The sequence below is a fragment of the Microlunatus sp. M237 genome, assembly GCF_056896895.1.
This window is the reverse complement of the sequence record NZ_JBXHBL010000002.1, coordinates 701,906-722,490: the sequence shown is the minus strand read 5'-3', so window position 1 is coordinate 722,490 and position 20,585 is coordinate 701,906. Positions and strand designations below refer to the sequence as shown.

Genomic DNA, 20,585 nt, shown 5'->3' with positions numbered 1-20,585 from the left:
GCGAGGATCATTCAGACCGTCAGCACCTGTGGATCCGATCACCCGAACCGTCCGGTGATGTAGTCCTCGGTCGCCTTCTGGGTCGGGTTGGAGAAGATGTGCTCCGTCGAGCCGATCTCGATCAGCTTGCCGGGCTTGCCCTGGGCGGCCAGGTTGAAGAAGGCGGTCTGGTCGCTGACCCGCGCGGCCTGCTGCATGTTGTGGGTCACGATCACGACGGTGTACTGCTCCTTCAGCTCCCCGATCAGGTCTTCGATCGCGAGCGTGGAGATGGGGTCCAGCGCCGAGCACGGCTCGTCCATCAGCAGCACCTGCGGCTCGACCGCGATGGCGCGGGCGATGCAGAGCCGCTGCTGCTGACCGCCGGAGAGGCCGATGCCGGCCTTGCCCAGCCGGTCCTTGACCTCGTTCCAGAGGTTGGCGGCCTGAAGCGATCGCTCCACCGCCTCGTCGAGCACCGCCTTGTTCTTCACCCCGTTCAGCCGGAGTCCGGCGGCGACGTTGTCGTAGATCGACATCGATGGGAACGGGTTGGGCCGCTGGAACACCATGCCGACCACTCGGCGGACGGCGACCGGGTCGACCCCGGGGGCGTAGAGGTCGGTGCCGTCGAGCTGCACACTGCCCTTGACGTGCGCGCCAGGGATCACTTCGTGCATCCGGTTCAGTGTCCGCAGGAAGGTCGACTTGCCACAGCCGGAGGGACCGATGAACGCGGTCACGGTGCGTGGCTGGACCGTCATCGAGACCTCGGCGACGGCGTGGAAGCTGCCGTAGAAGATGTCGACGTCCTTGACGTCGATGCGCTTGGCCATGATCAGTTCCCGTTTCGGTGTGTTCGGTGGTGTACGTGCGAGGGGAAGCTCATGTCACTTCTCCTTGAGCCGGCTCATCCGGGCGATGCCGCGGGCCAGCAGGTTGAGGGCCATGACGATCAGGATGAGGGTCAGCGCCGCACCCCAGACCCGTTCGTAGCCAGGCATCTGGACCGCCTGGTCACGGCCGCTGTTGATCATCGTCGGCAGCGAGGCCATCACGCCCGACAGCGGCGATCGATTGATGCCCTGGGCGTAGGAGACGAGGATCAGCAGCGGGGCGGTCTCGCCCATCACCCGGGCCAGGCCCAGCACCACGCCGGTGCTGATCCCACTGAAAGCGGTCGGGATGACCACCTTCACGATCGTCTTCCACTTCGAGACCCCCAGCGCGTACGACGCCTCGCGCAGGCTGTCCGGAACGAGCTTGAGCATCTCCTCGGTGGAACGCAGCACGGTCGGCAGCATCAGCAACACCAGCGCACAGGACGCGGCGATCGCGGAGCGACCGAGCCCGAAGACGGTGATGAAGAGGGCGTAGATGAACAGCGCCGCCACGATCGAAGGGATGCCGCTGAGGATGTCGACGGCGAAGCTGACCACCCGGGCGGCGCGCTTGCCGCGGGCGTACTCGATCAGGTAGATCGCCCCGAGCACGCCGAGCGGGACGGCGATCGCTGCGCAGATCAGCGCGATCTCCACGGTGCCAAGGATCGCGTGATAGACACCGCCACCCTCGCGGCGCGGGGTGATCCCGCGCTGGCTCTCCAGCCACCAGCTGGCGGAGAAGATCAGCCGGTAGCCCTTGCTGATGACGGTGTAGAGGATCGACACCAGCGGGATCAGAGCCAGCGCGGCGGCGATGGTCACCGCCACCAGGGCGACGAAATTCTTGACGGTACGGCTGCCGCTCGGGCGGGTGAAGGTGACCTGGTCGGTCTCGGTGACGCTCATGCCTTGGTCTGCCCCCGGTCGGCGATGATCCGTGCAACGGCGTTGACGGCGAAGGTGACGAGGAACAACACCAGTCCGGCCGCGATGAAGGCGCCCGTCTTGGACGGGGTGTCGAACTCGGCCGCGTTGTTGGCGATCTTGCTGGCGAAGGTCTCACCACCGGCGAACAGCGAGGCGCTGAAGGCGGCGGCGTCGCTCGGCTTCGACAAGATGATCATCACAGCGACGGTCTCGCCCAGGGCGCGGCCCAGACCGAGCATCGAGGCGCTGAGCACGCCGGAACGGCCGTGCGGCAGCACGGTGATCCGGATCACCTCCCAGCGGGTGGCGCCGAGCGCGAGTGCTGCTTCCATCTGGTCGCGCGGAGTCTGGGCGAAGATGTCGCGGGAGATGGCGGTCACGATGGGCAGGATCATGATGGCCAGGACGATCGAGACGGTGAACACACTGCCACCGCTGACGCCGGGCGCGAACAGCGGGAACCAGCCGAGGTTGCCGGTCAGCCAGTCGGCCACCGGGCGGAGCCAGCCGGCGAGAACGGTGATGCCCCACAGGCCGAAGATGATCGAGGGGACCGCGGCCAGCAGGTCGACCAGGAACGCGAACGGTCCAGCCAGCCGGCTGGGCAGGTATTGGGTGATGAACAGGGCGACACCGATCGAGATCGGCACCGCGATGGCCATCGCGACCACCGAGGTCAGCACGGTGGTCCACAGCAGGCCCGCGATGCCGAAGCGCAGCTCGGCGCCGGAGACCCGCCACTCCCGCGAGGTGAGGAAGTTGGCCTGATCGTTGAGCAGGCTCGGCAGCGCCAGGGCCAGCAGGAAGACCGCGACGAAGACGACCAGCAGCACGATCAGCACGCCGGTGCTGCCGGCCATGGCGGCGAAGGCGCGGTCGCCGCGGCGGCTGATCTTGGCCAGCTTCACCCCGCGGCCCTCCGGCTCGCGGGCGGGACCGGAGGCGGTGGGTCGCCGCTTCACCTGAGGTACCAGACTGCGGGTGGGCACGTGCCTATCGTCCCCTACGGGCGACTGAGCGGGGTCAACTGCCTCGGCTTCCCGGGCGCCCGATGCCCCCGAGCCGTCTGCTCTGGTGAGAGACATTTCCTGCTTCCTGACTGCGCAGCAGCCCTCCCAGACTCGCGGGAGGGCCGCCTCGCGTTTGGGCGTCGGACGGGTTAGGCGATCGCCTTGACCGCGGCGTCGACCTTGGTCAGCAGTTCCTCGGGCAGCGGGGCGTACCCGAGCTCCTCGAGCGAGGCCTGGACCTCGGCCGCGGTGAAGTAGCCGAGGAAGTCCTTGACCAGCGCCGTCTTCTCCGGGTCCAGACCCTTGCTGCAGACGACCTCGTAGGTCACCAGCAGTGCCGGGTACGATCCGGCCGCGGTGTCGGTGTATTTGACGCTCAGGCTCAGGTCGTTGCCGGTCCCCTTGACCTCAGCCTCCGCCACGGCCTTGCCGACGGTCTCGGCGGTCAGCTCGACAGCCCCGGCGCCGTTGTCGACCTGGGCGGTCTTGAGGTTGTTGTCCTTGGCATAGCTCCACTCCATGTAGGAGATGGAGTTCTTGGTCCCGGTGACACCCTCGGCCACACCGGAGGACTTGTTCTTGCCCTCGCCGGTGCCGGTCCAGCTCTTCGACGGCTCCTCGGTCCAGGCGCCCTCGCCGGCGGCGGCCAGATACTTCGTCACGTTCTCCGTGGTGCCCGACTCATCGGAGCGGAAGAAGACGGTGATCTTCTCGCTCGGCAAGGTGGCGCCGGAGTTGAGCTCGGCGATGGCGGGGTCGTTCCAGGTGTTCACCTTGCCGGTGAAGATCTCCGACAGCACCTTCGGGGTCAGCACCAGCGTGTCGAGTCCCTCGACGTTGTAGGCGAACGCGATCGGGCCGACCACCATCGGCAGGTTCCAGGCAGGGTTGCCCTGGCACCGCTCGGCGGCCTTGTCGGTCTCCACCACGCCGTCCTTCGCCTCGCTCTTCAGCGCGGAGTCGGAGCCGGCGAAGTCGACCAGCCCGTTGTAGAACGCCTTGATGCCCGCACCGGAGCCGGTGGGGTTGTACTCGATGGTCGCCTTGTCGCCGCACTCGGCGTTGTAGTTGGCGATGACCTCGCTGATCGCGTTGGCCTGGGCGCTGGAGCCCTCGGCGTTCAGCGTGCCGCTGGGGCAGGCCAGGGCGGAGGTGGAGGAGGGGGCGGCTGCCCCGTCGGTGCTGGCCGGGGCGGGGTCGGAGCCGCACGCCGCGAGGCCGAGCGTGCCGACGGCGAACACGGCGGCGAAGGTCGCCAGCCGCACTGTCGCAGAGCGGGAGAGTGTCATGCGGTTCCTTCAGGGCTTGTAGGGGCGGCAGCCCCGGACACTGGCGGAAGCACCACGCCCCCGTCGGTGCCGAAGGTACGGAGTGGACGTGACTGAACGGACGCACGAAGGTGAACGGCAGATGAACCGTCGGCGGGCATCGCACCGCACGGTCGACCCGTCACGCTTGCGGGCGGGTGCCGTTCGAGCCCGTCACGCTTGCGGGCGGTGCCTCTCGATCGCGTGGACCTCGCCCTTGTCGGTGAGGTGAGCGACCAGCAGCTCTCCGGTGACCAGGGTCGCCGGGGCCAGGCCGAGGGTGTCGAGGATGTGCGGCAGCACCGGTCGGTGGACGCAGATGGCCAGCGGCTCACCGGTGCCCAGCGCGCGGTCGCGGATCGCTGAGATCACCTTGGCCACCGCCCGTGGGTGGGTGCTGCCGTCCTCCTCGCTGAGCCGGGAGTAGCGGTCGATCTTGAGTCCGTGGGCGTCGGCGTACGGCATGAAGGTGGCCACGCAGCGCGATGACGTGGAGCTGGCCAGACCGGTGACCCCGTACGCCTCGAGCATCGGCACCAGCAGCCTGGCCTGCCGCCGCCCACGGCTGGCCAGTGGCCGGGCCGGGTCCTTGCCGGACCAGTCCTTGCGGTCCATCGCCTTGCCGTGGCGGACCAGGATGAGTGGTGTGGTCCGCGGCTGCTCGCGGAACTGGGTGAGCAGGAAGTGGTCGTGGGCGTACGTCAGCCGGCTCATCGCCGCTCGCAGTGGCAGCCAGGCGACCACGTCGACCTCGTCGTCGGGAGCGCGCCGGGTGACGTCGAGAACCGTCGCGGACCAATAGTCGACCCGCTTGTCGCCCTTGGCGGTCGGGTAGCGGATGGTGTCGAGCGGGGACCCGAGGCGGATGGTGACCCCCGTCTCCTCCTTGACCTCGCGCACCGCCGCGGCCGGGATGGACTCGCCGGCTCGCACCTTGCCCTTGGGCAGCGTCCAGTCGTCGTAGGCCTTGCGGTGCACGATGACCACCTCGGTGCCACGGGTGGGGTGCTCTCGGGTCACCACCGCGCCACCGGCCAGGATCGGCTTCACCGGGGGAGTCCCGCTCGGATTCGGCGTGCGACGTTCTTCACTTGGCGCGACGCCTGCTCTTGGCGTTGATCAGGAACTCCTGCATGTCCACCAGAGGATTGCCCTCCTCGTCGACGGTCTTCGCGGTCCACACCCCGTCGGAGTCAAGCAGCCACGCCACCGTCTGCGGGTCGAAGGCCACGTCGAAGAGATAGCTGATCTCGGCGATGTGGGCCGGCTGGGTGATGGAGGCGAGCACCTCCACCCGGCGGTCCAGGTTGCGGTGCATCAGGTCGGCCGAGCCGATGCCGACCGACGGGTTCCCGCCGTTGGCGAACCAGAACAGCCGGCTGTGCTCCAGGAACCGGCCGAGGATGCTGCGGACCCGGATGTTCTCGCTCAGCCCCGGGATGCCGGGTCGGATGGTGCAGATGCCGCGGACCCACAGATCGACTGGCACCCCCGCCTGCGACGCCCGATAGAGCGCGTCGCTGATGGCCTCGTCGACCAGCGAGTTGACCTTGATCTTGATCCCGGACGGCTTGCCGTCCTCCTGGTTCGCGATCTCATTCATGATCCGGTCGATCAGGCCGTTGCGGATCCCGTGCGGGGCCACCAGCAACCGTCGGTACTGGGTCTCCTGTGCCATCCCGGACAGGTGGTTGAACAGGCGGCCGATGTCCTCGGTGATGATCGGGTTCGCCGTCAGCAGACCCATGTCCTCATACAGCCGAGCCGTCTTGGGGTTGTAGTTGCCGGTGCCGACGTGGGCATAGCGGCGCAACCCGTCGGGCTCGTCGCGCACCACCATCGACAGCTTGCAGTGCGTCTTCAGTCCCACCACGCCGTAGACGACGTGGCAGCCGTGCTGCTCCAGTCGGCGGGCCCAGGCGATGTTGGCCTGCTCGTCGAAGCGGGCCTTGATCTCGACCAGGGCGAGCACCTGCTTGCCCGCCTCGGCGGCCTCGATCAGGGCGTCGATGATGGGGGAGTCGCCGGACGTGCGATAGAGCGTCTGCTTGATCGCCAAGACCTGCGGGTCGTCGGCAGCCTGCTCGATGAAGCGCTGAACGCTGGTCGCGAAGGAGTCGTACGGGTGGTGCAGCAACACGTCACGATGCTTCAGCGCCGCGAACATGTCGGCCGGCTTGGCCGTCTCCACCTCGGCCAGGTGCGGGTGGGTGGAGGGCAGGAACGCCGGATACTTCAGCTCAGCCCGGTCCAGGTCGGCGAGTGAGAACAAGCCCCGCAGATCCAGCGGGGCCGGCAGCAGGAAGACCTCCTTCTCACTGACGTCGAGCTCGGTGGTCAGCAGCTCGAGCATCTTGGGGTCGATGTCGTCCTCGACCTCCAGCCGCACCGGTGGCCGGCCCACCTTGCGCCGCAGCAGCTCCCGCTCGAGCGCCAGCAGCAGGTTCTCGGCGTCGTCCTCCTCCACCTCCACGTCCTCGTTGCGGGTGACCCGGAAGGTGTGGTGCTGAACCACCTGCATGCCGCTGAACAGCTGGTCCAGGTGTCTGGCGATCACGTCCTCCAGCGCGACGAAGCGACCCTCGGACAACGGCAGGAACCGCGGCAGCACGGTGGGCACCTTGACCCGGGCGAACTGCCGGGCGCCGGTCTCCGGGTTCTTCACCAGCACCGCGAGGTTCAGCGACAGCCCGGAGATGTACGGGAACGGGTGGGACGGGTCGACCGCCAACGGCGTCAGGACCGGGAAGATCCGCTCGGCGAAGAGCTCCCGCATCCGGTCCTTCTCCGGGGTGGTCAGCTCCTCCCAGCGCAGGATCTCGATGCCCTGCTCGATCAGCGCGGGCCGGATCTCATCTTGGAACAGGGAGGCCTGTTCGTTCATCAGTTCCCGGGTGCGCTTGAGAATCGCCGAGTGCACGTCGCGGGGCATCATGCCGCTCACGGTCGGGACCGCGACCCCGGCGGCGATCCGGCGCTTCAGCCCGGCGACCCGGACCATGTAGAACTCGTCCAGGTTGCTGGCGAAGATGGCCAGGAAGCGGGCCCGCTCCAGCAGCGGCACGCGGTTGCGGTCCTTGGCCAGATCGAGCACCCGGTTGTTGAAGGCGAGCCAGGACAGCTCGCGATCGGCGAACCGGTCGGCTGGCAGCTCGACCGGCCCACGATGGTCGACGGTCCCGTCCAGCGGCTCCGCCGCGGTCTGCGCCTGGTCGACAAGGTCCATCAGATCTCCTGCGTAGCCGTAAGGGTTGAATCGTAGTGGAGCGGGTCCAGGTCGGCTGGCTGGGCGTACATCACATCACGCGTCGTCGGACGGAAGCCAGCCGACGTATACAGCCGCACAGCCCGCTCGGAATCGGCCTCGACATAGAGCAGCACCTCGGTGTTGCCGACCTCGGCGAGATGCTGCAGCCCGGCGGCGAGCAGGGCGCGGCCGAGGCCGCCGCCGCCCGCTGCGGGGTCGACTCCGAGCACGTACACCTCGCCCACCCGGTCGGGGTGCTGCTTGGTCCAGTGGAACCCGACCAGCCGGTCGTCGCGCCAGGCGAGGAAGAAGCCGGCCGGGTCGAACCACGGCTCGGCCATCCGCGCGTCCAGGTCGGCCCGGGTGATCTGGCCCTGTTCCGGATGGGTGGCGAAGGCGCGGGCGTTGACCTCGAGCCAGGCCTGCTCGTCCACGCCCGGCCGGAAGGTGGCCAGCACGGTCCGCTCGGGCAGCGCTGCCGGTGCCACCGGCACCGAGAGCGGTCGGCGCATGATCAGCAGGGCGCGGGACAGCGTCAGGCCGGCGCGCTCGGCCAGCGCGCGGGCCGCAGCGGAGTCGCCCATGGCCCAGATCTGCACCGGGCTCGGGGCCACCTCCAGCACGGCCCGCAGCAGTGCGGAACCGACACCTTGTCGGCGGACGGCCGGTGCCACCACCAGCTCGGCGGTGCTCGTCGGCGCGCCGGGGTGCAGCTGCGCGTAGCCGAGCAGCGCGGCGGAGTCGCTCGGGTCGCGGTCGGGGTCGAGGGCGAGCAGATGCTCGACGCCGGCGTCGCCGTGCCGCAGCGCCAGCAACCCGGCCTCGTTCAGGGCCGTGGTCTGGTCGACGGCCGCGGCGAGCTCCACCAGGGCTGCGACCCGGTCGGCCTGGCCGGGCTCGAGCACACTGCTCCGGACGATCAGGCGGTCGGTCATGGACTCACCGTAGCGGCCTATGCTGATGCCCTAGCTGTGCTTTCGTGATCATCAGTTCTGCTTCGGTGAGCGCCGCGCGCAGGTGCGACCCGACTTTGGAGGCTCCGACCATGCTCGACGAGGAATACCCGGCCGACGAGGTCGGCGAGTACGGCGTTCGGGCGCAGCCCGCCCTGGTGGCGCGGATGCGACCGCACCTGCGGATGACCCAGATCGGCAACGCGGTAGCGGTCCTCGCCGTTGTGGCGGCGGTCATCGGCGTCCTGCTCTATCCCGACTTCGAGCCCGGCGGGGCCGGCTTCGGCTGGGCGGTCGGCACCGCGGTCTGCGCCGTCGTCCTGCTGGCGATCTGCAGCGTGCAGCACTACGCCTGGCGTCAGGCGATGGCGGAGTGGTCAGGTCGCCACGATTCCAACCTGAACCGGCTGGCGTCGATCTCCTGGGTGCTGCACCTGATCTCGTATCTGGTGGTCCTGGTGGCGCTGTGGGCCACCACCTCAGCGGTGGTGGAGGCCGGGCGCTCGGCCGCCGCGTCGGCGCTGCTGACGCTGTCACTGGTGCTGATGATCGGCGCCCAGGTCACCGCAGCTGTGCAGTACCTACGCGACAGCGGTCCACCCGGGACCGTGCCGGCGCACCTGCGCCGGATCCTCGAGCGTGAGCGGCAGCGGGCAGCACGCGGTCGCTGAGCCGGCCGGTATCGCGGCCGATCAGGAGGTGATGCGGGCCGTCGTCTCGTCCGCGGTGGCGACGAACCGATAGCCGACGTTGCGGACGGTGCCGATGACCGACTCGTGCTCGGGGCCGAGCTTGGCCCGCAGCCGCCGGACGTGCACGTCGACAGTCCGGGTGCCGCCGTAGTAGTCGTAGCCCCACACGTCGCTGAGCAGCTGCTGGCGGCTGAAGACCCGACCGGGGTGTTGCGCCAGATACTTCAGCAGCTCGAACTCGGTGTAGGTGAGGTCCAGCTGCTCACCGTTCAGCTTGGCGGAGTAGCCGGCTTCGTCGATGACGATGCTGCCGGTCTGGATCAGCGGGTCGGCACCGGAGGTGGCGGCCGGCGCCATCGCCAGTCGGATCCGCACGTCGACCTCGGCCGGGCCGGCGGTGGTCAGCAGCAGGTCGTCGAACCCCCAGTCGGCCGACAGCGCGGCCAGGCCGCCCTCGCTGACGATGACCAGCAGCGGTGACTCCTTGCCGGTGGTCTCGATCAGCCGGCACAGCGACCGAGCGCCGACCAGGTCACGCCGGGCATCGAGCAGGATCACGTCTGCGGCCGGAGCGTCGAGCAGTGCGGTGGCTTCGGCCTGGGCCACCTTCACCTGATGGGAGAGGAGCTCCAGCGCGGGCAGGATCTGGGCGGACGCGTGCATGTCATTCGTCAACAGCAACAAGGTGGCCATCACTGTCTCCTTGGGCATCGGTGAGGTGAACATCAGATCACGCCCGGGGGAAAGCGCCGAGGCCGAGTAGTGCTAGCCGCAGCCTCTCTGCATGCCAGAGACTATCCCAATGGCGACGATAACTATCCACTATTGGGCCGGGGCCAAGGCGGCGGCAGGCGTTCAGTCGGAGGACGTCGTGGCCGCCTCGGTGAGCGAAGCCCTGGCCGTGGCGTCGCAGTCCCGCGGCGACGCGCACTTCGACCGCGTCCTGCGGGCGAGCTCGGTGATGGTCGATGGTGTGGTCATCTCGTCCGAGGAGCGGACACGGCACCGGGCCGAGGACGTCCGCGTCGAGATCCTGCCGCCGTTTGCCGGCGGCTGAGAGGGCTTTCGAGCTCGATTGGGGCGGATTTCCCGCCCCGGAGTCTCAGCAAGTGGTCCTTCGTCTCAACTAACGATACGAACGACGGGATCTGCCACGGGGTGCCCCTACTGTGGGGTCATGACCGCGACGAACCCGTGGGCGACCCCGCTCACCCGCCGCCTGGCCGTGGACCACGGCCGGATGCGCTCGTCGTTGTGTTGCGCCAGCCGAATGCCGTAGCGGCGTCGACAGCTGCACCGGACCCGCTCGATGCGCGTCCACCCCCGACGTCCCTGCCCTCGCCATCGCGAGATGTGCAGAACGCACGCACACGCCCAGAGCCCATCAATCCCAGGAGATCCACAGACATGAGCAGGCAGCAAGTACTCGTCGACGCAGACTGGGTCGCCGAACATTCCTCCGATGACAACGTCGTCCTGATCGAGGTCGACGAGGACACCACGGCGTACGACGGCGGCCACATCGCCGGCGCGATCAAGCTCGACTGGAAGACCGACCTGCAGGACCCGGTCCGCCGCGACTTCGTCGACAAGGGCCAGTTCGAGAAGCTGCTGTCGGAGAAGGGTGTCAGCAACGACGACATCGTGGTGCTCTACGGCGGCAACAACAACTGGTTCGCCGCGTACGCCTACTGGTACTTCAAGCTCTACGGCCACACTGACGTGCGGCTGCTCGACGGCGGCCGCAAGAAGTGGGAGCTCGACGCCCGTGAGCTGACCGACGAGACCGTCACCCGGCCGGCCACCAGCTATACCGCGTCCGAGCAGAACCTGGCCATTCGCGCGTTCCGCGACGAGGTCGTCCAGGCCATCGGCACCAAGAGCCTGGTCGACGTCCGCAGCCCAGACGAGTTCGCCGGCCGGCTGTTGGCTCCGGCCCATCTGCCGCAGGAGCAGTCGCAGCGCGGGGGGCACATCCCCACCGCGGTCAACGTCCCGTGGAGCAAGGCGGCCAACGACGACGGCACCTTCAAGTCCGACGAGGAGCTGCGCAAGATCTACACCGAGGCCGGCGTCAACTTCGACGGCGACATCATTGCCTACTGCCGCATCGGTGAGCGCAGCTCGCACACCTGGTTCGTGCTGCAGGAGCTGCTCGGCCAGCCGAACGTCAAGAACTACGACGGCTCCTGGACCGAGTACGGCTCGCTGATCGGCGTCCCGATCGCCCTGGGCGACGAGCCCGGAACGCTCTGAACGTCCCCATCCACCAAGGAGCAGACATGTGCGGAGCAACCACGGGCGGCCTGAGCGTCGCCGGCATCGACACCACCAAGGAAGCAGTCATCCAGGGCCGCGTGCTGCGCGGCGGCAGCCCCGTCTCCGGTGCGTACGTCCGGCTGCTCGACGCCGGCGGCGAGTTCACCGCCGAGGTACCGACCTCGGCCACCGGCCACTTCCGGTTCTTCGCCGGTGACGGCAGCTGGACGTTGCGGACCCTGGCACCGGGTGCCTCGGCTGACCGTCGGGTCGTCGCCAGCCGCGGCAACGTGGCGGAGATCGACGTCGAGCTCGAAGCAGCCTGAGACGGCGTCGGCGTCGGCGTCGATGGAGCCGGCGTCCTAGCCGACGTCGGGTCCGACCTTGAGGACCTTGCCGGACCCGGCGTCGACAAGGACAGTGACGCCGTCATCGTCGTCGTCGCCGAACTCGACCTGCCAGACGGTGGTCCGATTCTCGGTGTCGATCTCCACCGACGTCAGGTCGCCTTTGCCCTGGGCCCGGCCGACGGCGGTGCCGACGGCGTCCTCCGCGGACACCTTCGCCGACGAAAGCTTGCGGATGTCATCGTCCGGCGTCCGGTCCTCGTCCCTGTCGACCACGCGGCTACCGTCCTGGGTGATGGCGAGGTCGAACTGGCGGCTGTCGGAGGTGGCGACCTTGGCCGACCACACCCGCTGGCCCCGCTCTGTCTCGTCTTCGAGCGCGAACAGCCTTCCGCCTTGAACCTCGCTTTGGGCCGTGGCGATGGCCTTGAGCGCGACGGCGATCTGCTGGTTGCCACCGGCGGTCGCCGAGGTCGTCGCTGAGGTCGGGGCCGCCGGCGACGACGCAGCCGCCGAAGGGCTGGCCGGCATGCCGCCGGCCGTGGTCGGACTGGTCGCTGGGGCTTCGGGCGGCGCATCGCCGCCGCTCTCGTCGTCGCTTCCGCAGCCGGCCCCGAGGGCGGCTATGACGACAAGGACGCCGAGACTGCGCTGGAGCGGTCGACGAGCTGACGCAGCAAACATGGTGGACTCTTCCCTAGGCGGTGACTGATGGTGGTGGCCTCAGGCTCGCGGGGGCGTGGTCGGGGCCGGGACCGGATCGTCGTACCCTCGATTCGAGCCTAGGTCGGGCCGCGAAACGGGTCCGGTGGGTTGGCGATGCAGCTGGGTCAGCACCCCCGGCCGGCCGTCGGTCACCAGCCGCACCGCAGCTGCCGGGGTGGGGAGCGCGTTAGAGTGAGCGACTATGTCTTCGCTCCCCGGTGACCGCGCGCCCCGTGACCCTCGGTCCACCGGGTCTGGTCGCGGCGACCACGAGCCCACCACCGATCCGCAGGCGCACTATGAGGCGCTCTACCGTCGCGTCGACGGGGCAGGACGTCGCTCATCGCCGACGCCGCGGCACTTCGAGCCGGCACTGACCCCGCCGGACAACCCGCGCGACAGCGGTGACACGTACGGCTGGCTCTATCGCAGCGAGGACACCCCGCCCCGGCCCTACCGTGGCCGCACCTCGTCCCCGGCGACCCCCGAGACGCTCCCACCACCGGTCCAGAACTCACCGGTTCCGGACGCACCGGTTCAGAACTCACCCGTCCAGCGCTCGCCGAGCCCGTGGCCGGAGCAGCCCGCGTCGGCCTCGCGACAGCCGGCCAAGCCGCGCCGTTCGAGCCGCACCGTTCTCGTGCTTGTCCTCTGTTTCCTGCTGCTGGCTGCGGCCGCAGTCGTGATCTCCGAGTTCTGACCAGCGCCGCAGGCTGAGTCTCAGGTCTGCGCCGAGTCGAGCAGCAGCGTGACCGGTCCGTCGTTGACCAGGGACACCTGCATGTCCGCGCCGAAGACGCCGGTGGCCACCTCCGCACCGAGACCGCGCAGCGACGCGACGAAGGCCTCCACGAGTGGTTCACTCACCGGCCGCGGTGCAGCCGCATTCCAGGACGGCCGGCGGCCCTTGCGGGTGTCGGCGTAGAGGGTGAACTGGCTGACGACCAGCAGCGGCGCCCCGGTCTGGGCGGCAGACTGCTCGTCACGCAGGATCCGGAGCGTCCAGATCTTGTCCGCCAGCCGGGCGGCGACCGCGGCCGAGTCGTCGTGGGTGACGCCGACCAACAAGACCAGCCCGGGCCGGTCGATCGCTCCGACCACCTGACCCGCCACGCTCACCTGCGCAGAACTCGCCCGCTGCACCACCACCCGCATGCCCGGGAGCGTACCGGTGTCACTGCGATGGGCGAGGCGCCGCTGCTCTCAGAGGCTGACCAGGCAGAACGGGTGACCCACCGGGTCGGCGAAAACCCGGAACCGCTCGCCGCCGCCGGCCACCCTGGTCGCGCCCAGCTCCAGCACCGCGGTCTCGGCCGCGTCGAGGTCGTCGACGGCGACGTCGAAGTGATAGAACTGCGGCCGCTCGCCCTCGGGCCAGGTGGGCGGGACGAAGCCCGAGACGCGGGCGAAGGCCACGCCGGGCCGGTCCGGGGCGTCGCCGATGACGACCCACTCCGGGTCGTCTTGGACCCGCTGCATGCCCAGCAGGTCTTGGTAGAACGTGGCCAGCCGCTGCGGGTCGGCGCTGTCGATCACGATGCCGTGGAGTCGTCCGATCATGACCAGCACTGTGCCACTGGTCACTGACAGTCCGACAGTGCCGGTGACGTGACCTGCCACAATGACGCCATGACCCACCCATTCAGCACGGGAGTGCTCCGGTGAGCAGGGCGCTGCTGGTGAAGATCACCTGCGGGGTCGAGGCGCCGGAGCGGACCAATCAGGCCTGGACCGTGGCGTCGACCGCGCTCGCCGCGGGCGCCGAGGTGTCGGTCTGGCTGACCGGTGAGGCGGTGTGGTTCGCCGTCGCCGGCCGGCAGCCCGAGCTATCGCTGCCACATGCCAGCGTGACCACCGACCTGGTGGAGGCGGTCCGTGCCCAGGGCAGCATCCACGTCTGCACCCAATGCGCCGCACGGCGCGAGCTCACCGCCGAGGATCTGCTGGCGGGGGTCACCATCGCCGGCGCGGCGAGCTTCGTCGAGGCTGCGCTGACCGACGGCGTCCAGGCACTCGTCTACTGACGTCGCGGCAGCAGGGCGGGTCGTGCCCGGCGCTATGTCTGGCAGCACGAGGACGCGCTGGTCCTCACCAGTGCGGTCAGCGGTCGCAGCCGCCCTCCTTGTCAGGTCGCGAGTGCGGCCTGGCCAGGTCGACAGTGCCCTTGTAGGCGTACGGGTCCTCGCCGGCCACCAGGACGATGTCGCGGTAGTCGGCGACGGCCATGTGTTCGTCGGCCGTCGGCGCTCGCCAGGGCAGCAGCGACTCCGCGCTCATGTAGTGATTGGCCAGCGCTCGGCGGTATCCGTGCCGACCGGAGTTCTCCAGCGAGCGGTGCAGCAGATAGCCGTTGAAGATGAGCGCGGTCCCGGCCGGGATCTCGATCGGCACAGCGTCCTCGTCGCGGTACGGGAAGTCGTACGCCTCGGTGGAGCAGTCGAACCGCGGATCGTCCTGGGTCCGGGCCGGATAGATCACGCCGCGGCGGTGCGAGCCGGGCAGTGCCCACAGGCAGCCGTTCTCGATGGTCGCGTCGTCGAGAGCGATCCAGACTGCGGTCAGCGAGCGGTCCCGGGTGGGGATGAAGAACTCGTCCTGGTGCCAGGCCTGGCCGGGCTTCCCCTCGGACTTGATGAACAGCATCGACTGCATGGCCTTGACGTTCGGCCCGATCACCGCGGTCAACGCCGATACCACCCGGGGTGCGGACAGCGCCCGCCGGGCGGCGGGGGAGACCTTGTGCGGGTAGTGCACACACAGGTATCGGCGCAGCACCTCCTCGTCGGTCTCGGCGGCGGCCACCGTGGTGGTGGTGTCCGGTGCGTCCGCGGACCAACCGTCGCGGATCTCGCCCAGCTCGCCGCGGCACAGCCGGACCGCCTCAGCGTTGATCTCCGCGACCTCCTCCGGACTGAGCGCGTCGCGGAGCAGCGCGAAGCCGTGCTCGGCGAAGTGGGCGGCCAGCTCCGGGCCGGCCTGGTCGAAGAGCACCAGTCCGGCATCGGTGGTCGCAGCAGGGTGAAGCACTGACGTCATCGCAGTGAGCCTCTCGTCGTCGTGGGGCGGCAGAACTGAATCTGCCAGTCCTGACCGGTCCTGCCAATGCCTGGCGCAGGCCCGTTACTATCCAAAAGTGACATCTCATGCACCGGAGGTCGAGGTCCGCACCCCGGTGCAGCTGGCCGACTACCCGGCTGGTGGCAGCTTCGGTCCGCGCCGCCTCGGTGACGAGGAGTTCGTCTGGATCCTGCGCGGATCGGCGGTCTGGAGCGTCCAGGACGAGAACGCGCCGACCCCGGGTGGGCGCCCGGTCCAGCACCGACTCGGCCCGGGACAGCTCGCTCTGGCCCGGAGCGGGACTGTCGATTCCTACGCGTGGGACCCACACCGGCCCTCCACCCACGCCTACGTCCACCTGAGCGTGACCGAGCTGGGCGACCTACCGCCGCGGCAGAGCTGGCCGGCGGTCCGCAGCCTGCAGGCCGCCGTGCTGTCGGGCCTCACCAGCCATCTGCTCGACCTGGCCGGCGACGGCTCGGCCGCGGCACGTCGGCGCAGCGACGCCGCCGTACGCCTGCTGCTGGACGCCTTCGTGACCACGCCGGACGCCGGCGCGATGCCGAGCTGGCCACCGCCGCTGACCGCCGTGGTGCAGCACGTCCGACGGGTCTGGGCGAGTCAGGGCCTGCGGATCGTCACCGTGGCCGAGATGGAGGGTGCCGGTCACGTGTCGGCGGGCCACATCTTCCGGTTGTTCCGCGAGCACTTCGGCTCCAGCCCGGCGCGGGTGCTGGAGACCGTGCGGCTGTCCCGGGCCGCGGTGGCCCTGCAACGCAGTAATGCCACCATCGCCGAGGTGGCAGACCTCGCCGGCTACGCCAACCCGTACCACTTCTCCCGGCGGTTCTCCGCGCTCTACGGCCTGCCCCCGGGGAGCTTCCGACGCAGCCAGGCCGACGTCGACCCGCAATGGCCACTGCGCCGGTCAGGGCCGGCGGACGCCGACCTGCTCGCGCTGGCCCACGCCCTCACCGGGCCCGGTGCGGTCGACTCGCTGCAGTGAGCCGCCTGTCGGCTGCTCGTCAGGCCTGCGGCAGGCTGAGCTCGTCGGCCAGCTGCGCCGGCGTGAGCCAGCCGGGACGACGACCCTCGGCGGCGGCCCGGCGGGCCAGTGACGCCAGGGCGATGTTGATCGGCGCCGGCAGGCCGCACCGACGCGCAATCAGCGCGATCTCACCGTTGAGATAGTCGGTCTCGACATTTCCGGTGCCGCGGGTCAGCGACTGCCAGGTGGAGCCCCCGACATCGTCGGGTACGCCGGCCACCGGGCGCATGGTGAAGCCCGCGGCACGGGCCTCCCGCTCGTCGGCGTCGCTGGTCACCGTGATCCCGGCTGCCGCCAGCACCGTGCGGGCCTCCCGGTCGGCGGCCGCGGACAGGGCTGCGGTGTCCTGACCCGCCCCGACGAGGGCCTGCAAGACGTTGCCGAGGTTGCTGAGCAGCTTGCGGTACTTCCACGGCATCACGTCCTCGGGCAGCCGCACCACCAGGTTGGCCGATGACCAGTCCTGTTCGACCTGACGCAACAGCGCCGCGTCCCGATCATCGGATCGGGCCGGGACCCGGCCGATGTGGAACATCCCGGACGCCGGGCCGCCGCGGATGATCACCTCGCCCGGCACCAGGTGCACGGCCGGCATCCAGACGCAGACCCCGTAGACCCGGTCGAAGTAGCGCAGTGCCATCTCCTCGCTGGCCACCCCGTTCAAGGCGGTCAGCACCGGCAGTCGCTCGCCGGCCGTGCCGACCACGGCTCCGTCGGCCACCACCGGGGCGTCGGCCCAGACCTGCAGCGCCGCCGGTGCCTGATGCGTCTTGGTCGCCAGCACCAGCACGTCGTCGAGGCCGAGCTCGACCTCGGCCGGTCCGCCGACGGCGGGTACGTCCACTGTCAGGTCCTCGGTCGGGGTCCGCAGCCGCAGTCCGTCGCGCTGCAGCACCGTGAGGTGCTCGCCCCGGGCGACGAGGACTGTGGAGTGGCCGGCGTGGGCCAGGCGGCCGCCGATGGCGCCGCCGATCGCGCCGGCACCGACGATGAGATAACGGGTCACGCCCGTGACTCTAGCGAGCGGTCGGGAGCCGGCCGTACCGGGCGGTTCCGATCGCGTGGGGGAGGATGACGACGTGACCGAACCTGGAGCAGCCACGATCAAGGCCGGCGTGTGGGCCATGCTGGGCGACCCACGGAGCACCGTGGCCCTGCAGCGCTCCGGCCTCGACTGGGTCGGGTTGGACGCCCAGCACGGCCACTTCGACGACCGCGGCCTGCGCGACGTGTTCGCCCTGCGTTCCGGCCGGGACGTGCCGATGCTGGTCAGGGTCGCCGCCAACGACGCGGTCGCGATCGGGCGGGCGCTCGACGCCGGCGCCGACGGGGTGATCGTGCCGCAGGTGGACGACGCTGCCGCGGCCGCCGCCGTGGTGGCCGCGACGGCCCATCCGCCGCGGGGGCAGCGCAGCTGGGGGCCGCTGCCGGGTCAGCAGCCGAGCGCCGGCGACCCGCTCTGTGCGGTGATGATCGAGTCCGCCGCCGGGCTGGCGGACGCGGCCGCCATCGCCGCGACCCCCGGCGTGGACATGGTCTTCGTCGGACCGTTCGACCTGGCTTTGTCGCTGGGTCGCGACGTGGACGAGCTGGTGGCCGACGTCGCCATCGACGCTGCGTTGCCCACCCTGGTGCGCGTCTGCCGCGAGGCCGGGGTGCTGCCCGGTGTGTTCGCCGGCAGTGAGGAGCGGGCCGTCGCCCTGGCGGCGATGGGGTTCGAGTGGATCGCCGTGGTCACCGACGTCGTCCTGCTGGAGCGGGGGGTGAGCCAGGTCCGCCAGCGCCTGGCCGCGCCGGCGGACCGCCCGGTCGGCCCGTGACGGCACCGAGCCGAACGCCGGGCTGAACGGTGGGTTGCCGAACCGCAGCGGCGACGGCAGGCTTCTCGCCATGACCGACCGGGACCTCCGCTCGACCGCGCCCTCCAACGACACCGTTGAGAGCTCGGCGGCCGCCTCGCCGACAGCAAGCCTGGGGCTGACGGTGCGCGACCTGGAGGCCGAGGATCTCGTCGACCTGGACTGGTCCGGGGGACCCGAGCATCTGCGCGCGGTGGCGGAGGTCCTGCAGCGGTGCTGGGAGGGTCAGGTGGAGGCCCTCGTCGTCAGCCTGCCCAACCACCGGCTGGTCGGGTTGGGGGCTGTCGACTTCACCAAGGTGCCCGACGGCGGCGAGCTGTGGATGCTGTCGGTGCACGAGACACTGCAGTCATGCGGCATCGGCACCGTGCTCATCGCGGCGCTCGAGCAACGCGTGAGTGCGCGCGGGCTTCGGCTGGCGCAGCTCAGCGTCGAGCACGACAACCCCCGCGCCCTTGCCCTCTATCGGCGGCTGGGCTACCGGCCGACCGGTTCGCGGCTGGAGCACTGGCCCACTCACGGCGGACGGACGTACGTCACGGTCACCACGGTGCTCCAGCACTCGCTCACCGCAGACGGCTAGACTCCGCAACGTGTCCACCTCCTTGATTTTCGCGTTGTGTCTGGCCGTCGGTGTGGCCGCCATGGGTGTGTATGCCCTTGTGGTGCTGGTCCGGCTGCTGCATGGCAGCCCGAAGGCAGGGGTCTGAGCCATGGCGTTCGAGATCCCGTCCGACCTGCATCCCCACCTGCTCGGCGTGGCCTGGATGATCGGCCGCTGGGAGGGTCGCGGCAAGGGTACGTACCCCGGCACCCCTGACTTCGACTTCGGCCAGCAGATCGACTTCGCCCACAACGGGCAGAACTATCTGCACTACCTGTCCCAGACCTTCGAGGTGGACGAGGACGGCAAGGCCGTGCGGCCGCTGACGATGGAGACCGGCTTCTGGCGGCCGCAGGAGGACGGCAGCATCGAGGTCGTGATGTGCCACCCCACCGGCTACGCCGAGGTCTGGTACGGCAGCATCACCGGCGCCCGGATCGAGCTGGCCACCGACGCCGTGGTCCGCACCTCCACCGCGGACGACTACACCGCCGGGCAGCGCCTCTACGGAAACGTGGAGAGCGACCTGCTCTGGACGTTCGACAAGGCAGCCCAGGGCCAGCCGCTGCAGACCCACCTGTGGGCCCGGTTGCAGCGCAGCTGACAGCCGAGTTGCGCAGCTGAGTGGCCCGCCGCCCGGCGGCTACGGCCCGGAAGAAATCGGGCGCCGGCGTTGCTGTCCCTTCGGGGCGAACGTCTCACCCGACGGAAGAGGAACGCATGGTCGTACTGGCAGAAGAAGGTCCCGACGCGGGTGTCGCCTGGCACTACGGTGACCCGATGCGCGAGCAGCGCACCCTGGACCAGGGAACGGGCGCGGTCGACCTGTCCCACCGGGGCGTGGTCACCATCACCGGCCCCGACCGGCTGGAGTGGCTGCACTCGCTCACCACCCAGCATCTGAGCGGGCTGCTGCCGGGTCAGGGCGTCACCACCTTGGTGCTGTCGCCGCAGGGTCACATCGAGCACGCGCTGTACGGCGTGGACGACGGCACCACGTTCTGGGCGCACACCGAGCCCGGGGCCGCGGCCGCGGTGACCGGCTGGCTGGACCGGATGCGATTCATGATGCGCGTCGAGGTCGCCGACGTCACCGCCGACTGGGCCGTGGTCTACCGGCCCGGCGATCCCGACCGCCGAGCGGCGGCGGACGGCGCGTATCTGGTGCGGTCCGGCCTGGACTCACTGGACGGCTACGAGACGTTCGTGCCGAGGGCCGAGCTCGCGGCCGTGATGGCCGCCGAGATCCCCGCCGGCACCTGGGCGTACGAGGCCCGCCGGATCGCCGCCGGCGTCCCCCGGATCGGCATCGACACCGACCACCGCACCATTCCCAACGAGATCGGGCTGCTCGGCGTCGGGGTGCACCTCGACAAGGGCTGCTATCGCGGCCAGGAGACGGTCGCCCGGGTGCACACGCTCGGCCGGCCGCCGCGCCGGCTGGTTCGGCTGCACCTGGACGGGATGACCAACACGTTGCCCGCGCCCGGTGCGGAGCTGCTGGCCGACGGCCGCAGTGTCGGCTTCGTCGGAAGCTCGGCCCGGCACTTCGAGTTGGGACCGATCGCCCTCGGGCTGATCAAGCGCAACGTCGACCCGGCGCAGCAGCTGGTGGTGGATGGGGTGGCGGCAGCCCAGGAGGTCCTGGTGGATCCGGAGATCGGATTGCACGTCCGCGCCCGTCTGTGACCTGCCCGGATAACCTGG

General features: G+C 69.9%; 24 protein-coding genes. 11 read left to right on the top strand and 13 right to left on the bottom strand.

The window, feature by feature from the left end; genetic code table 11:
• Positions 1 to 38 precede the first annotated feature (38 nt).
• The 7 genes from pstB to mshD form a co-directional block, all read right to left on the bottom strand.
• A complete protein-coding gene (pstB, locus tag AC1XX3_RS09650) occupies positions 39 to 815 on the bottom strand; it encodes a phosphate ABC transporter ATP-binding protein PstB (RefSeq protein WP_483320873.1) in 777 nt (258 codons plus the stop codon).
• 54 nt (positions 816 to 869) lie between these two features.
• A complete protein-coding gene (pstA, locus tag AC1XX3_RS09645; RefSeq protein WP_483320872.1) occupies positions 870 to 1,769 on the bottom strand; it encodes a phosphate ABC transporter permease PstA in 900 nt (299 codons plus the stop codon).
• Positions 1,766 to 2,752: a phosphate ABC transporter permease subunit PstC gene (pstC, locus tag AC1XX3_RS09640; RefSeq protein ID WP_483321176.1), complete on the bottom strand. Its 987-nt coding sequence runs from the start codon at positions 2,750 to 2,752 to the stop codon at positions 1,766 to 1,768. Before pstC ends, pstA begins: the two co-directional genes overlap by 4 nt.
• Positions 2,753 to 2,949: 197 nt before the next feature.
• Positions 2,950 to 4,089, bottom strand: a complete 1,140-nt coding sequence (gene pstS, locus AC1XX3_RS09635) for a phosphate ABC transporter substrate-binding protein PstS (protein ID WP_483320871.1) — start codon at positions 4,087 to 4,089, stop codon at positions 2,950 to 2,952.
• A 192-nt stretch (positions 4,090 to 4,281) separates the two neighbouring features.
• The gene (locus tag AC1XX3_RS09630; protein ID WP_483320870.1) at positions 4,282 to 5,157 is read right to left on the bottom strand and encodes an NUDIX hydrolase; all 876 of its coding nucleotides are present in this window, start codon (positions 5,155 to 5,157) and stop codon (positions 4,282 to 4,284) included.
• Positions 5,158 to 5,194: 37 nt separating this feature from the next.
• Positions 5,195 to 7,333, bottom strand: coding sequence for an RNA degradosome polyphosphate kinase (locus tag AC1XX3_RS09625; protein ID WP_483320869.1), 2,139 nt, complete (start codon positions 7,331 to 7,333; stop codon positions 5,195 to 5,197).
• Positions 7,333 to 8,289, bottom strand: coding sequence for a mycothiol synthase (gene mshD, locus AC1XX3_RS09620; RefSeq protein ID WP_483320868.1), 957 nt, complete (start codon positions 8,287 to 8,289; stop codon positions 7,333 to 7,335). Before mshD ends, AC1XX3_RS09625 begins: the two co-directional genes overlap by 1 nt.
• A 110-nt stretch (positions 8,290 to 8,399) precedes the next feature.
• Between mshD and AC1XX3_RS09615 the strand changes: the two genes are divergently transcribed.
• On the top strand, positions 8,400 to 8,978 hold the full coding sequence (locus AC1XX3_RS09615; RefSeq protein WP_483320867.1) for a hypothetical protein: 579 nt from the start codon (positions 8,400 to 8,402) through the stop codon (positions 8,976 to 8,978).
• A gap of 21 nt (positions 8,979 to 8,999) precedes the next feature.
• On the opposite strand, the gene AC1XX3_RS09610 is transcribed toward AC1XX3_RS09615, so the two are convergent.
• Positions 9,000 to 9,692, bottom strand: a complete 693-nt coding sequence (locus tag AC1XX3_RS09610) for a winged helix-turn-helix transcriptional regulator (RefSeq protein ID WP_483320866.1) — start codon at positions 9,690 to 9,692, stop codon at positions 9,000 to 9,002.
• A 109-nt stretch (positions 9,693 to 9,801) separates the two neighbouring features.
• Here AC1XX3_RS09610 and AC1XX3_RS09605 point away from each other — a divergent pair, with 109 nt between their 5' ends.
• The 3 genes from AC1XX3_RS09605 (at position 9,802) to AC1XX3_RS09595 (ending at position 11,584) form a co-directional block, all read left to right on the top strand.
• Positions 9,802 to 10,056, top strand: coding sequence for a MoaD/ThiS family protein (locus AC1XX3_RS09605; protein WP_483320865.1), 255 nt, complete (start codon positions 9,802 to 9,804; stop codon positions 10,054 to 10,056).
• 350 nt (positions 10,057 to 10,406) lie between these two features.
• On the top strand, positions 10,407 to 11,255 hold the full coding sequence (locus tag AC1XX3_RS09600) for a sulfurtransferase (protein WP_483320864.1): 849 nt from the start codon (positions 10,407 to 10,409) through the stop codon (positions 11,253 to 11,255).
• Between the two features lie 26 nt (positions 11,256 to 11,281).
• Complete coding sequence (locus AC1XX3_RS09595; protein ID WP_483320863.1) at positions 11,282 to 11,584, top strand: DUF1416 domain-containing protein; 303 nt, start codon at positions 11,282 to 11,284, stop codon at positions 11,582 to 11,584.
• Between the two features lie 36 nt (positions 11,585 to 11,620).
• Here the strand turns inward: AC1XX3_RS09595 and AC1XX3_RS09590 are convergent, their stop codons facing one another.
• Entirely contained in the window at positions 11,621 to 12,289 is a 669-nt protein-coding gene (locus AC1XX3_RS09590) for a PepSY domain-containing protein (RefSeq protein ID WP_483320862.1), read from the bottom strand.
• Between the two features lie 223 nt (positions 12,290 to 12,512).
• Between AC1XX3_RS09590 and AC1XX3_RS09585 the strand changes: the two genes are divergently transcribed.
• Positions 12,513 to 13,010 (top strand): hypothetical protein, encoded by a 498-nt coding sequence (locus AC1XX3_RS09585; RefSeq protein ID WP_483320861.1) that lies wholly within the window; start codon positions 12,513 to 12,515, stop codon positions 13,008 to 13,010.
• Positions 13,011 to 13,030: 20 nt separating this feature from the next.
• On the opposite strand, the gene dtd is transcribed toward AC1XX3_RS09585, so the two are convergent.
• Both dtd and AC1XX3_RS09575 read right to left on the bottom strand, forming a co-directional pair.
• Entirely contained in the window at positions 13,031 to 13,465 is a 435-nt protein-coding gene (gene dtd / locus AC1XX3_RS09580; protein WP_483320860.1) for a D-aminoacyl-tRNA deacylase, read from the bottom strand.
• Between the two features lie 48 nt (positions 13,466 to 13,513).
• The gene (locus tag AC1XX3_RS09575) at positions 13,514 to 13,870 is read right to left on the bottom strand and encodes a VOC family protein (protein ID WP_483320859.1); all 357 of its coding nucleotides are present in this window, start codon (positions 13,868 to 13,870) and stop codon (positions 13,514 to 13,516) included.
• Positions 13,871 to 13,971: 101 nt separating this feature from the next.
• Between AC1XX3_RS09575 and AC1XX3_RS09570 the strand changes: the two genes are divergently transcribed.
• On the top strand, positions 13,972 to 14,334 hold the full coding sequence (locus AC1XX3_RS09570; RefSeq protein ID WP_483320858.1) for a DsrE family protein: 363 nt from the start codon (positions 13,972 to 13,974) through the stop codon (positions 14,332 to 14,334).
• A gap of 76 nt (positions 14,335 to 14,410) precedes the next feature.
• Here the strand turns inward: AC1XX3_RS09570 and AC1XX3_RS09565 are convergent, their stop codons facing one another.
• Complete coding sequence (locus AC1XX3_RS09565) at positions 14,411 to 15,346, bottom strand: phytanoyl-CoA dioxygenase family protein (RefSeq protein ID WP_483320857.1); 936 nt, start codon at positions 15,344 to 15,346, stop codon at positions 14,411 to 14,413.
• A 97-nt stretch (positions 15,347 to 15,443) separates the two neighbouring features.
• On the opposite strand from AC1XX3_RS09565, the gene AC1XX3_RS09560 reads away from it, so the two are divergent.
• The gene (locus AC1XX3_RS09560; RefSeq protein WP_483320856.1) at positions 15,444 to 16,373 is read left to right on the top strand and encodes a helix-turn-helix transcriptional regulator; all 930 of its coding nucleotides are present in this window, start codon (positions 15,444 to 15,446) and stop codon (positions 16,371 to 16,373) included.
• A 19-nt stretch (positions 16,374 to 16,392) separates the two neighbouring features.
• On the opposite strand, the gene AC1XX3_RS09555 is transcribed toward AC1XX3_RS09560, so the two are convergent.
• Entirely contained in the window at positions 16,393 to 17,421 is a 1,029-nt protein-coding gene (locus AC1XX3_RS09555) for a ketopantoate reductase family protein (protein WP_483320855.1), read from the bottom strand.
• Between the two features lie 73 nt (positions 17,422 to 17,494).
• On the opposite strand from AC1XX3_RS09555, the gene AC1XX3_RS09550 reads away from it, so the two are divergent.
• The 4 genes from AC1XX3_RS09550 (at position 17,495) to ygfZ (ending at position 20,567) form a co-directional block, all read left to right on the top strand.
• Positions 17,495 to 18,235 carry an aldolase/citrate lyase family protein gene (locus AC1XX3_RS09550; protein ID WP_483320854.1) on the top strand — a complete coding sequence of 247 codons (741 nt, stop codon included), beginning with the start codon at positions 17,495 to 17,497 and terminating at the stop codon, positions 18,233 to 18,235.
• A gap of 70 nt (positions 18,236 to 18,305) precedes the next feature.
• Positions 18,306 to 18,857 (top strand): GNAT family N-acetyltransferase, encoded by a 552-nt coding sequence (locus AC1XX3_RS09545; RefSeq protein ID WP_483320853.1) that lies wholly within the window; start codon positions 18,306 to 18,308, stop codon positions 18,855 to 18,857.
• Between the two features lie 130 nt (positions 18,858 to 18,987).
• The gene (locus tag AC1XX3_RS09540) at positions 18,988 to 19,482 is read left to right on the top strand and encodes a heme-binding beta-barrel domain-containing protein (protein ID WP_483320852.1); all 495 of its coding nucleotides are present in this window, start codon (positions 18,988 to 18,990) and stop codon (positions 19,480 to 19,482) included.
• Positions 19,483 to 19,598: 116 nt separating this feature from the next.
• The gene (gene ygfZ, locus AC1XX3_RS09535; RefSeq protein ID WP_483320851.1) at positions 19,599 to 20,567 is read left to right on the top strand and encodes a CAF17-like 4Fe-4S cluster assembly/insertion protein YgfZ; all 969 of its coding nucleotides are present in this window, start codon (positions 19,599 to 19,601) and stop codon (positions 20,565 to 20,567) included.
• Positions 20,568 to 20,585: the final 18 nt, after the last annotated feature.

What these genes read in the sequence shown, in the direction of transcription:
- ygfZ (WP_483320851.1), top strand. Translation starts at nt 19,599, where the DNA reads ATGGTCGTACTGGCAGAAGAAGGTCCCGACGCGGGTGTCGCCTGGCAC.
- AC1XX3_RS09615 (WP_483320867.1), top strand. Translation starts at nt 8,400, where the DNA reads ATGCTCGACGAGGAATACCCGGCCGACGAGGTCGGCGAGTACGGCGTT.
- pstB (WP_483320873.1), bottom strand. Translation starts at nt 815, where the DNA reads ATGGCCAAGCGCATCGACGTCAAGGACGTCGACATCTTCTACGGCAGC.
- AC1XX3_RS09610 (WP_483320866.1), bottom strand. Translation starts at nt 9,692, where the DNA reads ATGGCCACCTTGTTGCTGTTGACGAATGACATGCACGCGTCCGCCCAG.
- dtd (WP_483320860.1), bottom strand. Translation starts at nt 13,465, where the DNA reads ATGCGGGTGGTGGTGCAGCGGGCGAGTTCTGCGCAGGTGAGCGTGGCG.
- AC1XX3_RS09565 (WP_483320857.1), bottom strand. Translation starts at nt 15,346, where the DNA reads ATGACGTCAGTGCTTCACCCTGCTGCGACCACCGATGCCGGACTGGTG.
- AC1XX3_RS09545 (WP_483320853.1), top strand. Translation starts at nt 18,306, where the DNA reads ATGACCGACCGGGACCTCCGCTCGACCGCGCCCTCCAACGACACCGTT.
- mshD (WP_483320868.1), bottom strand. Translation starts at nt 8,289, where the DNA reads ATGACCGACCGCCTGATCGTCCGGAGCAGTGTGCTCGAGCCCGGCCAG.
- AC1XX3_RS09605 (WP_483320865.1), top strand. Translation starts at nt 9,802, where the DNA reads ATGGCGACGATAACTATCCACTATTGGGCCGGGGCCAAGGCGGCGGCA.
- pstS (WP_483320871.1), bottom strand. Translation starts at nt 4,089, where the DNA reads ATGACACTCTCCCGCTCTGCGACAGTGCGGCTGGCGACCTTCGCCGCC.
- AC1XX3_RS09600 (WP_483320864.1), top strand. Translation starts at nt 10,407, where the DNA reads ATGAGCAGGCAGCAAGTACTCGTCGACGCAGACTGGGTCGCCGAACAT.
- AC1XX3_RS09625 (WP_483320869.1), bottom strand. Translation starts at nt 7,333, where the DNA reads ATGGACCTTGTCGACCAGGCGCAGACCGCGGCGGAGCCGCTGGACGGG.
- pstA (WP_483320872.1), bottom strand. Translation starts at nt 1,769, where the DNA reads ATGAGCGTCACCGAGACCGACCAGGTCACCTTCACCCGCCCGAGCGGC.
- AC1XX3_RS09575 (WP_483320859.1), bottom strand. Translation starts at nt 13,870, where the DNA reads ATGATCGGACGACTCCACGGCATCGTGATCGACAGCGCCGACCCGCAG.
- AC1XX3_RS09540 (WP_483320852.1), top strand. Translation starts at nt 18,988, where the DNA reads ATGGCGTTCGAGATCCCGTCCGACCTGCATCCCCACCTGCTCGGCGTG.
- AC1XX3_RS09590 (WP_483320862.1), bottom strand. Translation starts at nt 12,289, where the DNA reads ATGTTTGCTGCGTCAGCTCGTCGACCGCTCCAGCGCAGTCTCGGCGTC.
- AC1XX3_RS09595 (WP_483320863.1), top strand. Translation starts at nt 11,282, where the DNA reads ATGTGCGGAGCAACCACGGGCGGCCTGAGCGTCGCCGGCATCGACACC.
- AC1XX3_RS09585 (WP_483320861.1), top strand. Translation starts at nt 12,513, where the DNA reads ATGTCTTCGCTCCCCGGTGACCGCGCGCCCCGTGACCCTCGGTCCACC.